Source organism: Wocania arenilitoris (genome assembly GCF_021728535.1).
GTDB classification, from domain to species: Bacteria; Bacteroidota; Bacteroidia; order Flavobacteriales; family Flavobacteriaceae; genus Wocania_A; species Wocania_A arenilitoris.
The window spans coordinates 1-12,994 of sequence record NZ_JAKKDU010000024.1; the positions used below are offsets into that span (position 1 = coordinate 1).

The following is a 12,994-nucleotide window of genomic DNA, read 5'->3' on the forward strand; positions in this document are numbered from 1 at the left end:
TAAAACGAAAATCAAAACATTAAACGACAGAAAAAAACAATATCAAAAATTTAGCTTAAATTAGCATTAAACCCTCTCTTAAATTTTAAACCAAAAAGTTCAAATTTATCTGAAGACTTACAGTAGGTAGAATTATGGAAAAATTAGATAAAGAAGGAATCAGGGAAAACACCTTGATACTTTTTGTGGGTGATAATGGTACCAGCAATAAAGTAGTTTCCATTCAGAATAGCGTACAGGTTCGTGGAGATAAGGGACAAACTACAGATGCAGGAACTCATGTGCCTTTTATTGCCAATTGGAAAGGAACCATTCATCATGGAGAAGTAAATAGCAATCTTATAGATTTTACTGATTTTCTTCCAACACTGTTACAGGTGGCGAATATTTCGATAGACCGCGTGGAAACAGATGGAGTAGGGTTTTATTCTCAATTGATAGGGAAAATATCTAAACCTAGAGATTGGGTCTTTTGTCATTATGCGCCTAATTGGGGAAAATTCAAGAACAGACGTTATGTACATGATAAAAAATGGAAACTATATGAAAATGGAGAATTCTATGATATATCAAAGGATAAGGCAGAGCAGTATTCACTGAATATAGAAGATCAATCGCTAGCGGTGCAGGAAAGAGTAAAAGAGTTTAAAGCGATATTAAAAGAATATCAATAAAGAGAAGGAATATATAGTTAAAAATAGGAACGAGTTTGCCATAATAATCAAGAAATTTAAAGAAGGTTACTCTTCTATTTCAAAGCATCAAATATTTATTTCAAAATATAAAAACGAGCCAAACTTCAATTTAAGCGTATAGGTTTTTTAATTAGATTAATAATGTAAGACCTTATAAGATAAGCGAAAATGATGAACAAAAATAAGGTAGATAAAGATATTAATTTAGGTTAGTTGAACTTTAAAACGCTTTATGTTAAGAGGAATCGACAAAGTAAATGTAGAGATAGGCTTAATTGCAATGGCACATAACATAACCTTAAAAAGTACAGTTTAGCTATATAAAAGTACTTTAACTATTTTAGTTTTGAAGATTTTTACTCAAAACTTCAAAACCAAATACTAAATCTGAAAAATACCAAAAAGAAAATCGCCTAAAAATTGCTTTTTAGACGACCTCTTTTTATGGATGTTAATTAATAATAGACACTATGATTAATTTTGTAAGAAAAAAGCAACTTTTTAATGAGGGGATTAAAAATATATATTGTTGTATTTATGTGATTTAAACAATTATTACTTTTTAAAAGTATACTTAATTATAAAGTTCACAAAGTGTTTTTAAAGCTTTTAGATGATTAGACGAAATACTCGTTTAAACTCTTTTTTAACCTGTACTTAGTCGATGCAGATAAATAAGTTTTTCTGATTAATCTAAAATAACAAACTCAATACGTCTGTTAGATTGATGTTCTTTATCAGTGCACGGATAATATTTACAATCAATTAATGGTTTTGTTTCTCCAAAACCTTTTGATGTTAATCTATTTTTATTAATACCATTTTTAATTAAATAGTTTAATGCAGATTTAGCTCTTTTGTTAGATAGTTTCAAATTGTAACTATTCTTGCCTCTAATATCTGTATGTGCATTAATAGCTAATTTAATATCTTGTTTATGGTTAAGTACTTTAATAATTTTATTTAAAGAAATAGTAGACTCTTCTTTAATAGAATATTTAGCAAAATCGAAATAAATGTTTTCCAATACAATTCTTAATTCTTCATCAACTTTAGCAATTACAGGTTCAGTTGTGTTTAATTCTAAATCTTTATTGTAAGTTGTGTCAAAGTTTTTATTTGCTAAAAATACAAAGGTACCATCTTTAAAACCATCTTTTTGGGTGATTAAAGTGTATTGTTCAAAAGGTATTACATTATCAAAACTAAAAAATCCAGATTCGTTGGTCATTTGTCTCGCTACTTCATTATTGTCTTCATCTTTTAAAATAACAAGCGTATTTGGTAGTTTTATTTTTGTAACCAAATCAATAGCTTTCCCTTCTAAAGATTGAATAATTTCGTCATTAACTACGGTGTAAATATCAAAACTGCCTTTTCCATTTGGTTTGTTTGAAGATACATAGCCTTTATTTTTTGTTGCTAGAAAATAGGCGATTTCATCATAATTCGTATTAATGGTATTTCCCAAATTTCTAGGAGCTTTGTACTTGTTACTTAAAATGCGACTAACAAATAAATCATAACCACCTATATTTTGATGTCCTTTTGAAGAAAAATATAAGTGTTTTCCATCTATAGATAATGATGGATATTTTTCATCAGAAGTTGTATTAATTGAATGTCCTAAATTTTTAGGGGTATCTAGAGTACCATCAACTTTAACGTTTGAAACATAAATATCATAACCGCCAATTGAACCAGGCATGTTAGAAGAGAAATACAACTTATCTCCAGTTCTGTTTAAAAATGGTGTTTCAATTGAAGCATTGTTTTTGTTGATATTTAATAATTCTTCGTTTATCCAATTTCCATGAGAACCTTCCTCTAAAGTGGCTTTGTATAATTTGTATTCAAGAGAGTTTTCTCTACTACTTCTTGTAAAGTAAACCGTTTTTTGATCTGGAGAAAAAGTAAGTTGATCTTCACTGTCGTTTGTGTTTAGCATTCTAGAGAATAATAAAGGTCTACTTAAAGCTCCATTTGCACTAATATCCAAACAAAATAATTCTTTATAAGCTTCATTTGTGCTATAATCGATTTTTGCAAATCCGCCCAGTTTTTTAGACGAAACCATAATGAGTTTATTTCTAAAAAAACCAGTTCCAATTTCAGAGAATTTAGTATTTACTCCAGCGTCTAAAACTTCAAATTCAAAACCATTGGGTCCTATGTTGTTAGTAACAGCAGAATTATTGTTATATGATAAAGAATGCTTTGTTGTATTAATATTTGTAGCAATAAGATTTGAAGTTCCTTGGCTAAATATAAAATTTGATATAAAACAAATGATAACGAATAAATTAGTTCTCATTTTAATAAGGGTTTTAAGGATTAATTAGTTTTTAAAAATAGTAGATAACTCAATATAAAATATAATTTACTAGATCAATTGTCATTTAATTCGTTAACTAATTGATTTTGAATATCTTTTGAATTAATAAAACTATGAATTTAAACTCAACAAATCATCCATATAATCTCTGGTATTTGAAAGTCTTGGTATTTTATGTTGTCCTCCTAATTTATTATTTTGCTTAAGCCAATCATAAAATAATCGCTCGCGGGCAATATGTATTTTGGGTTTATTAAGAGTTAAATTGTTATAGCGTTTAGCCTCGTAATCTGAGTTTAATGCTTTTAAAGCATTGTCGAATAATTCATTAAAATAGTTAAGATCTTTTGGAGGTGTTTTAAATTCAATAAGCCACTCGTGAGCCCCTTTTTCTTTGTCTTTCATAAAAATTGGTGCAGCTGTGTAATCTACAATTTCAGCTTTAGTACGTTTACAAACTTTTTTTAAAGCATCTTCGGCGTTTTCAATAATTAATTCTTCTCCAAAAGCATTAATATGATGTTTCGTTCGGCCAGAAACTTTTATTCTATATGGATTTAATGAAGTAAATCGAACGGTGTCTCCAATTTTATATCTCCATAAACCTGCATTAGTGGTAATAATAACCGCATAGTTTTGATTGAGTTTTACTTCGCTTAATGGAATCGCTTTTTCATCTTGAGTGGCGTAAATATCCATAGGTATAAACTCATAAAAAATACCATAATCTAGCATTAGTAGTAATTCACTCGAGTTATTTTGATCTTGAATGGCAAAAAAACCTTCAGAGGCGTTATAAATTTCGTAATATTTAAAATCCTTTTTTGGCAATATTTTTTTGTACTGGTCTATGTATGGTGTAAAACTTACTCCGCCATGAAAATACACCTCTAAATTAGGCCAAACATCAAATAAGTTTTGTTTTCCTGTAGTTTCTAAAACATTGTTTAAAAGTACTAGCATCCAAGAGGGAACGCCAACTAAACTGGTAACATTCTCGTTTATTGTTTCATCAACAATGGCTTGCATTTTATGTTCCCAATCGCTCATTAACGAAACTTTGTTGCTTGGAGTGCTACTAAATTCTGCCCAAAAGGGCATGTTATCAATTAGTATAGCCGATAAATCTCCATAAACAGTGCCGTTTTCTTTATATAACTCTTTACTTCCTCCTAAGCGTAAACTTTTACCTGTAAATAATTGTGACTCTTCATTATTGTTTAAATACATGCAAAGTAAATCTTTACTTGCAGCGTAATGACAATCTTCTAAAGACTCAGGGCTAACAGGGATAAATTTACTTTTAGCACGTGTTGTACCGCTAGATTTAGCAAACCATTTTATGGGTGTTGGCCAAAAAATATTATTCTCGCCAGTTCTTGAGCGCTCAATATCATCTTGCCAAACATCATAATTATTTATTGGAATACGTTCTGCAAAAATTTTGTAATCTTTTATCGATGCAAAATCATATCTTTTTCCAAACGTTGTATTTTTAGCAAAATCTAAAAGACTAAAAAGCAACTCGTTTTGTACTTCGTTTGGGTATTTTAAAAACAAATCGATTTGATGAAAACGCTTTTTTAAAAACCAAGAAGCAATAGAATTTACTAAAGGAATTGGCATATTTATTTTATATTTAAGTTTTTAAAAATAAGACTTTTTTTTATGACCTACCAAGGTGTTTTAACAAAAATGGAAACCGAGTTTTCGCAACCCATTCAATATTATTTAGTGTTTGAGAACGATTTTTTAAACATGAATCAGTTGTTAAATAAAGCAATTACTATACAATTTGTTAAATATCAGTGCTTAAACTGTGGTTTAAATAAACCTATTTATCGCCAAGGATTTGATAAACAATGTTTTTATGAAGTGCCACAAGCCGCAGATTGGATAATGCGCCCCGAATTAAGCAGAGCTCATTTAGGAAAAGAGGATCGCGATTTAGGCTATGAAAAAAAAGTACAACTGCAACCACATATTGTGTATTTAGCAAACTCTAGCAATGTTAAAGTTGGTGTTACTAGAAAACAGCAAGTGCCAACACGTTGGATAGATCAAGGCGCACATGAAGCTATTGAAATTGTTGAAGTTCCAAATCGGTACTTAGCAGGAATAACCGAAGTGGCTTTAAAAAACTATGTGGCCGATAAAACTAATTGGCGAAAAATGCTTAAAAATGAAATTGAAGATGAAAACTTAGTGGAATGGCGCGAACGATTGAAACCATATATTCCAACTGAGGTTCATGATTATTTTATTGAGAATAATACCGAAACTAACTTAGAATTTCCTGTTTATAGATACCCTGAAAAACCTAAAAGCTTGAATATTATTAAGCAACAAGAGTACTCGGGAAAACTTGTAGGACTAAAAGGGCAATATTTGATTTTTGAAGATGATATGGTTTTTAATGTACGTGCAAACGAAGGGTTGGTGGTAAATATTTCTATAAATTAAAAAATTCCATTTGAAACTTACAAATGGAATTTTATATGATTTATTTTTAAACTAAAAATTAAATATCTTCCTGATCTCTTAAGGTTTGAATATATGCTGCTTTTTGGATTTCGCGACGTCTTTTAACCGATGGTTTAGTAAAAAACTGACCATCTCTTAAATTTTGCATCACTTTAATGTTTCTGTGTTTTCTTTTGTAGCGTTTTAAAGCTCTCTCGATGTTTTCACCATCTTTAACTATTATCTTTAACATAAATGTAATTTGTTTTTTGTTTTATGCGTTTCCTAAAAGGGGTGGCAAAGTTCTGTTTTTTTATTGTTAAATCCTAATTAATAGTATCTTGTTTCTTCTTTTTCTTGCCTAATAAACCGCCAAGTACATTTTTAACAGCATCATTAGTGTTTGTTTTTGTACTATCTAATGGTGTTTTGTTGCCGTTAACAATACCTCCTAAAACATCTTTAACAGTATTGTTTTGCTCTTTTTTAAGCGAGTCGGTTTTAGTTTTGTTATCACCAATAACATCGCCTATTAAATCTTTAATCTTGTCTTTGCTTTGGTTTAAAAGTTTTTGTTTTTCAATCTCAATAAGTTGCTTTGTTAGGTTGCTAATGCCACTTGTTAAATCGGTTTTTACGTTTGGATTTGTGTATGTTCCATCAATATTTGCTGTGACAGGAATGGAAATATTTTTAGCTTCTTCAGTATTAATTTTCCCGATTAACTGATTAATTTCACTTCCTAAATATTTTGCTGGTACGTTAAAAATAGCACTGTAATTTAAGGTTTTATCGAAACCGTGTGAGCCAGAAACGTTAATTATAATGTCTTCATATTTTATTTGAAACTGTTTAACGCTTACTTGCCCGTTGGCAAATTCCAGTTTGGTTTTTAAATCTTTTAAATCTAGTTTTTTAAAGTCTATAAAATTTAGTGCGCCTTCAAGTTTTGTCATTAATTCATTTTGGTTTGCTCCAATTCTAGTGGCTAAAAATTCCGCGAAAGCGTTACCAGAAACACTACTCAAATCAGGAGAAAACTCTTTATCTAATTTGCCTGACAGGTTAATGTTGGTGTTTAATTTTCCGGCTAGCAATTTTGCAATAGGCGCTAAGTTTTGAAGCAATTCCATATCTTTAAACGACTTTGCAATATCAAATCCGTTTGCTCCTAAATCCAAATTAAAAGTAGGTGTTTTGTTTTTTGTTGAAATATTACCAGCAATTGATAATGCACCGTCAAAAATACTGGATGTCATATTCCTCAGTGTAGCTTGTTGATCTTTAATTAAAAGCGCGCCTTTAACATCTTTTAAGTTTAAGTTGTCGTAAACTACGGTTTTTGCATTGGCATTAATGGCGCAATCTAAAAACGCTGGGATTTTTAAAGATTCAGTATCACTTGTGGTTTTGTTTTCAGACGAAGCTTCGTCTTCAGTCATAAAATCACTCACCTTAAATAGGTTAGAATTTACATTAAAATTCCCTTGCAAAGTGTTATCAATTAACAAAAAACCTAATAAATTTTTAATGGTTCCTGTGGCATTTAAATCGCTATCACCCGTTTTTGCTTTAAAATTATTTAATGATACAGTTCCTGGATTAAACGTCATGTCTGCTTGAGAAATATGAATAGGATTAATAATATCTTCGGATGAAAACACAAAATCTGAAATGCTCGCCGAACCATTATTTTTAATACGCTCATACGCATTGCTTTCTATAGCTTTCATATCGAAAGACGTATTTATTTTTCCTTTTAAAATACCACTTAAAGCATTTTCTAGCTTAATAGGATACACTTTGGTAATGTTAGCTAAATTTAAAACACCATCAATGTTAGCGTTTACTAGCATGTTTTTTATAATGTTTTTTAGCGTTGCTGAGGATTTAAAAACATCATCATCAATTTTAAAATTTAGTTTTTCAATATCTACATATGTATCATCTGCATTTCCTGTAGTGTTTTTTATAGATGTATTTATAGAAATATTGGTCACCCGTTTCGGTAAATTAGGATATTTAAACGAGGCGTTATTTGAGGTAATATTAATGTCTAAATTAGGAATAGTTTTTTCTGATGATAATCCTTTTATAACGCCATTTACTTTAAAGTCTCCAGTTGTTTGTAAGTCGTCAATATTTTTAGAATAGGCTTTTGGAATAACTGCTAGAAAATTTTTAAAATCAGATTCTGGGTTTTTAAAAGAAATGTCAATTTGTTGCTCGTTTTCTAATTGCTTTACATAGCCTTGAAACTCTAAAGGTAAATCGTTTATAAAACCTTTGTTTTCTTTAAAGGTATAAATACTGTTGTTTAAATCTAGTCCAATTAAAGCATCGAGCTTCACTGGATTGTTGCTTAAATAGTTTGTGCTATCAATAGTAATGCTAATATTGGCTTCGCTTTTGGTGTCTAATTCTGACGCTTCCGCGGAAAAAATACCGTTTCCTTCGTGGTTTAATTCAGAAACATGAATAGCAATATTTGAGGCTTCATCCAGATAGGTTAATGCACTGTTTTTAATGCTGTAATCTTCAAGATTAAAGGAGAAACTCTGATTGTTGTTGGCTATTACTTCACTTTCTTTTTCTTTAGCAATATCGTAATTATTAGTGCCAAACTTATTGGTTTTTAAGGTTAGTAAAATGGCATCAATATCAATTGAATTTACAATAATTGGATCGTCGCCTGCCTTTTTAAATAGCTCTTTTATTGGCATTGTAAACGATATGTTTTTTGCTGTGGCTAAAGTTTCATCTTTAAAAGGCTCGAAATTTGTAATTATCAAATCACTCACGCTAACATGTGCTTGGGGAAAGTTATTAAGAAAACTTAAACTTACGTCGCTAAATTCTACTTTAGCATTCACGTTTTCATTTATAAAACGCTTTACCATATCTTTAATTTGTCCTTGAAACGCAAAAGGAATGGCGATTAAAAGGGCTATAATAATAAGTAATGTGATGCCTATAATTTTTAAAGCTTTTATCATGTGTCTTTTTTTATGTAATACTTTTGCAGTTTTTAAACAAATCTATGCTATTTTGATATACGTAGAAAATGTGTTAAAGGTTGAAAACATAGTTTTAAATTTTTTTAAGATTTAGATTTTTAAAGCAAATCAATCTCTTCATTCACTTTTAAATTAAAACGTTTTCTAAACAAATAAACACCTAAATATAAAAACGGTGTATCGCAAGCGGCAACTAAAACTTTAAATAAAAAGCCAGAGAAGAGTAGGCCTAAAAACTTATCCCACGCAATAATATTAAACATGCATAAAAGCCCAACAACAGTAAAAGTGTCAACAAATTGCGATAACCAAGTAGAGAAGTTGTTACGTAGCCATAAGTGTTTTCCTTTAGTTAGTTGTTTCCAGAAATGATAAATTTGAATGTCGACAAACTGTGCAAATAAATACGCCATCATACTAGCAAAAACAGCAAGTACAGTGTTCCCAAATACTGTAGAAAACATCTCGTTACTCACAGGCGACCAACTAGTTGCAGGAACAATATTAGAAACGTAAACAATTAAAAGTGAAAAAAATGAAGCAAAAATACCAGCAACTACGACCTGATTTGCTCGCTTTTTACCATATATTTCACTGATTAAATCGGTTATTAAAAAGGTAATTGGGTAGGGTAGAATACCAACCGAAATTTCAAAAAGTTTACTTCCAAAAAATTCAATATCAACAGGATACCAATAAAAAAACTTTTGAAAAATTAGGTTTGAAACAACTAACGAAGTTATAAATAGCGCTGCCAGAAGTAAATATATTCTTTGTGCAACAAGTTTGTCTTTTAGAGTCATGTAAGTTGTGAATTATTTCCTTCTTGACACAATTTAGATAAAAAAAACAAATTCAATCAAAGTTTTGAAGGTTAACTAATTAGTTTTAGGTTTTATTATCTAAATAATTGTCTAAGTCTCCCAATTTATTATCCCAGAATTGTTCGTAAAATTTTAGCCATTTATTTATTTCTTGAAGCTCTTTTGGGTTGGCATTACAAAAACGTTCTCGTCCTTGGGCATATATAATAATCAAACCAGCTTCTTCAAGTGTTTTAATATGTTTGGTAACACCTTGCCTTGTGATATCAAATTGATTGGATATTTGAGTGATAGACAATGCAGAGGTAGCAAAAATCAAGGCATGAAAAATTTCACGCCTTGTTGGATCTGCAATCGCTTTAAATAGTTTGGTTATTTTATCCTGCATTAACTTCTTGTTTTAAATAGCTTGTTAAACCAGAAATGCAATTATCCCAACCACCATTAAAGCTTTCAAACATTGCTACAGCGGTTTTACCAGCATAATTTGTAATTCCAGAATGCTCTAAAGTTAATTTTGTGCCATTTTGGGTTGATTCTAGTTCCCACTTTACAGTAGTTTCTACTTTTGTGTCAGCTACAATCCAAGTATAGACAAGCATATAGGGATTTGCTTCTTTTACTTCTCCACTTATAACTGTACAACCTTTTTCATTTGGAGGAGAGGTAAACGTGTATTGATATCCGGGTTCCGCTTTAAAATCGGCAGGAATAAACCAAGTTGAGATTTCTTCAGCTTTTGAAATAGCATCCCATACTTTATCTATAGCATGATTAAAGACAACTTCTTTTTTAATAACATCATTCATAATTATTTGTTTTTTTTGATTTAAATGCAACTTTATGGTTGCTAAACTAAGATAAATAAATTTAATACGCAACATTTTGGTTGCATAAATAAAACTTTCAAAATATATTCTGCACCGGCGCAAGGGATTGAATACTTCGACAGGCTCAGTATAAACTAAATGTTTGAAATCCCCGACAAAGGAGGGATTGAGTAGTGAAAGCCCGACCCCTCGGGTTGTGCCCAAAAGTTATAAGATAATTGTAGCCAATAAGGTTATAAGTAAAACAAATAGTTTGTTTGTAAGCTATAGAAAATATTTTGATTAAGTTTGTAAATAAAATTAAAATAAATTAAAATAGATTAAAATATAAAATTATGGCATTAGAAATAACAGATGCAACGTTTGAAGAAACAGTTTTAAAAAGTGATAAGCCAGTATTGGTTGATTTTTGGGCCGCTTGGTGCGGACCATGTAGAATGGTTGGGCCAGTTATTGAGGAAATAAGTGGTGAGTACGAAGGTAAAGCTGTTGTTGGTAAAGTTGATGTTGACGCAAATCAAGAGTTTGCTGCAAAATATGGTGTACGTAACATTCCTACTGTTTTGGTTTTTCAAAATGGTGAAGTTGTTGGTAGACAAGTTGGTGTAGCACCTAAAAATGCTTATACAGATGCTATTGATGCGCTTTTGTAAAAGATAATTAAAAAGAAAATTGAAAAGGTTTGCCATTTATGGTGAACCTTTTTTTATTTTAGAAGCAAAATTAATATTATGATTGAAAATAAAGTTCAAAACGCTATTGATAGTAAATTAATAGAAGCCCGAAAAGTATTTTTATGGGGACAAGTTGATGATGATTCGGCTAAACACGTAGTAGATAGATTATTATATTTAGATGCTTTATCTAATGAAACTATACATTTATACGTTAATAGCCCTGGTGGTTATGTAACATCTGGATTTGCTATTTACGATTGTATGAAGTCGCTTAAAAGTCCAGTATCAACTATTTGTACAGGTTTTGCAGCTTCTATGGGGTCTATTATATTATCGGCTGGCGAAAAAGGGATGCGCTATATTCAGCCTCATGCTAGAGTAATGATTCATCAACCAAGTGGTGGTGCTCGTGGTCAAGCAAGTGATATTGAAATTACAGCGAAAGAAATTATTTTAACTAAAGAATTGAGTGCCCAAATTTTAGCTGATAATTGCGGACAAACTTTTGATAAAATAATGAAAGATTTTAATCGCGATCACTGGATGAGTGCAAAAGAATCTGTTGATTACGGTATTGTTGATGCTGTTTTAAAATAGGATATTGGTATAACCATGAATTTACAGCAGGAACTTAATAAGGCTAGTGGCTTTAAAAATTTCGAATTGCTTGCAAAACAAGTGGTTGAAGGTTTTATTGCTGGAATGCATAAAAGCCCGTTTCATGGATTTTCGGCAGAATTTGCTGAACATAAAATATATAATCAAGGAGAAAGCACACGCCATATTGATTGGAAACTGTTTGCTAAAACAGACAAGCTTTATACCAAAAGATATGATGACGAAACCAATTTACGTTGCCATATTATTGTAGATAATAGTAGCTCGATGCATTATCCAGAAGTGGATGACTTTTTAATTAATCATTTAAATAAAATAGGGTTTTCTGCATTAGCTTCAGCTTCTTTAATGCATATGCTTAAAAAACAACGAGACGCAGTAGGGCTGAGTATTTATAGTGACGATTATGACTTTTATTCGCCTGAAAAGGGAAGCGAGCGTCATCATCAAATGTTATTAAATCAACTAAGTGATGCTGTTATTTCTAAGCCTTTAAATAAAACTACCGAAACGTATACATATTTACATCAAATAGCAGAAAAAATTCATAGGCGATCAATGATTTTTTTGTTTACAGATATGTTTCAAACTTCAGCAGATGATACCAAACTATTTGAAGCTTTACGCCATTTAAAATATAATAAACATGAAGTAATTTTATTTCATGTGATTGATAAAGACAAAGAATTAAAGTTTGATTTTGATAATAAGCCTAAACGATTTATTGATGTTGAAACTGGTGAGTATATTAATTTATATGCCGATACTATTAAAGAAAGTTATCAAGATTCGGTAAGTGCTTATTTTGAAGCTTTGCGCTTAAAATGCGCGCAATACAAAATTAAATATGTAGAAGCCGATATTAATAATAATTTTAATAATGTGCTTACAACTTATATGATAGAACGACAAAAATTTATTTAGTAATATTTTACGAAAAAACACTAAAAAGATTTGAGATATAAAAAAAAGGCGTGTATATTTGCAACCGCAATAATGCAACGGTCTGGTAGTTCAGTTGGTTAGAATGTCGCCCTGTCACGGCGAAGGTCGCGGGTTCGAGTCCCGTCCAGACCGCAAGTATTGCTAAAAGCTCTAAGAGATTAGGGCTTTTTTTGGCAATTAAAAGAAGTTGTGTTGTCCCAGTAAAATGGGATGGTTTACGTAGTTGAACCGATGGAAAGCTTTCCTTTTTTCTTTATAGAAAATTGGGATGCTTTTTTGTTTTGAGATCTATATTTTTAACCTTATTGATGGTGGAAGGACTATTAGTAACATAATTATTAAAGAATAAAAACTCCATTTTAATGTTAAATTCCTTACTTAAAACTGCAGAAGTTTAAACATTATTTACAAACCCTAATATAAAACACTTTTCTCTTACTATATTTAATCATTTGCTGCAAAAAGGTTTTAAAAACCTCACTATTAAACCCTTTGTCCATTAGCATAAATTGTAAATGCCCTCTATTGCTTATGGCTGAAATCATATTTACGGTATAGCGTTTTCCTGTGGCTTTAATAATAGGCGTTTG

The 12,994-nt window shown here is 30.6% G+C and carries 13 protein-coding genes and 1 tRNA gene; 6 read left to right on the plus strand and 8 right to left on the minus strand.

Annotated elements, in window-relative coordinates; all coding sequences use genetic code 11:
• The first annotated feature begins 134 nt into the window (after positions 1-134).
• The gene (locus tag L3X37_RS14790) at positions 135-674 is read left to right on the plus strand and encodes a sulfatase-like hydrolase/transferase (protein WP_262910842.1); all 540 of its coding nucleotides are present in this window, start codon (positions 135-137) and stop codon (positions 672-674) included.
• A gap of 709 nt (positions 675-1,383) precedes the next feature.
• Here L3X37_RS14790 and L3X37_RS14795 read toward each other — a convergent pair.
• Both L3X37_RS14795 and L3X37_RS14800 read right to left on the minus strand, forming a co-directional pair.
• The gene (locus L3X37_RS14795) at positions 1,384-3,009 is read right to left on the minus strand and encodes an OmpA family protein (protein ID WP_237240944.1); all 1,626 of its coding nucleotides are present in this window, start codon (positions 3,007-3,009) and stop codon (positions 1,384-1,386) included.
• A 132-nt stretch (positions 3,010-3,141) separates the two neighbouring features.
• Complete coding sequence (locus tag L3X37_RS14800) at positions 3,142-4,656, minus strand: GH3 auxin-responsive promoter family protein (protein ID WP_237240945.1); 1,515 nt, start codon at positions 4,654-4,656, stop codon at positions 3,142-3,144.
• A 42-nt stretch (positions 4,657-4,698) separates the two neighbouring features.
• Between L3X37_RS14800 and L3X37_RS14805 the strand changes: the two genes are divergently transcribed.
• Complete coding sequence (locus L3X37_RS14805; protein ID WP_237240946.1) at positions 4,699-5,493, plus strand: DUF2797 domain-containing protein; 795 nt, start codon at positions 4,699-4,701, stop codon at positions 5,491-5,493.
• Between the two features lie 58 nt (positions 5,494-5,551).
• On the opposite strand, the gene rpsU is transcribed toward L3X37_RS14805, so the two are convergent.
• The 5 genes from rpsU to L3X37_RS14830 form a co-directional block, all read right to left on the minus strand.
• Complete coding sequence (rpsU, locus tag L3X37_RS14810) at positions 5,552-5,746, minus strand: 30S ribosomal protein S21 (RefSeq protein ID WP_136481582.1); 195 nt, start codon at positions 5,744-5,746, stop codon at positions 5,552-5,554.
• A 73-nt stretch (positions 5,747-5,819) separates the two neighbouring features.
• Positions 5,820-8,489, minus strand: coding sequence for an AsmA-like C-terminal region-containing protein (locus L3X37_RS14815; protein ID WP_237240947.1), 2,670 nt, complete (start codon positions 8,487-8,489; stop codon positions 5,820-5,822).
• Positions 8,490-8,608: 119 nt separating this feature from the next.
• On the minus strand, positions 8,609-9,313 hold the full coding sequence (locus tag L3X37_RS14820; RefSeq protein WP_237240948.1) for a queuosine precursor transporter: 705 nt from the start codon (positions 9,311-9,313) through the stop codon (positions 8,609-8,611).
• Between the two features lie 85 nt (positions 9,314-9,398).
• Positions 9,399-9,722: an ArsR/SmtB family transcription factor gene (locus L3X37_RS14825; RefSeq protein ID WP_237240949.1), complete on the minus strand. Its 324-nt coding sequence runs from the start codon at positions 9,720-9,722 to the stop codon at positions 9,399-9,401.
• Entirely contained in the window at positions 9,712-10,143 is a 432-nt protein-coding gene (locus L3X37_RS14830; RefSeq protein ID WP_237240950.1) for an SRPBCC family protein, read from the minus strand. Before L3X37_RS14830 ends, L3X37_RS14825 begins: the two co-directional genes overlap by 11 nt.
• Positions 10,144-10,499: 356 nt before the next feature.
• On the opposite strand from L3X37_RS14830, the gene trxA reads away from it, so the two are divergent.
• The 4 genes from trxA (at position 10,500) to L3X37_RS14850 (ending at position 12,536) form a co-directional block, all read left to right on the plus strand.
• Positions 10,500-10,817 carry a thioredoxin gene (trxA, locus tag L3X37_RS14835; RefSeq protein WP_237240951.1) on the plus strand — a complete coding sequence of 106 codons (318 nt, stop codon included), beginning with the start codon at positions 10,500-10,502 and terminating at the stop codon, positions 10,815-10,817.
• A 78-nt stretch (positions 10,818-10,895) separates the two neighbouring features.
• Entirely contained in the window at positions 10,896-11,438 is a 543-nt protein-coding gene (locus tag L3X37_RS14840; RefSeq protein ID WP_237240952.1) for a ClpP family protease, read from the plus strand.
• Positions 11,439-11,453: 15 nt separating this feature from the next.
• Entirely contained in the window at positions 11,454-12,383 is a 930-nt protein-coding gene (locus tag L3X37_RS14845) for a DUF58 domain-containing protein (RefSeq protein WP_237240953.1), read from the plus strand.
• A 79-nt stretch (positions 12,384-12,462) separates the two neighbouring features.
• Positions 12,463-12,536: transfer RNA gene (locus tag L3X37_RS14850), tRNA-Asp, on the plus strand.
• Between the two features lie 269 nt (positions 12,537-12,805).
• Here L3X37_RS14850 and L3X37_RS14855 read toward each other — a convergent pair.
• The coding region (locus L3X37_RS14855; protein WP_237240954.1) for a transposase at positions 12,806-12,994 on the minus strand (189 nt) is incomplete at its 5' end.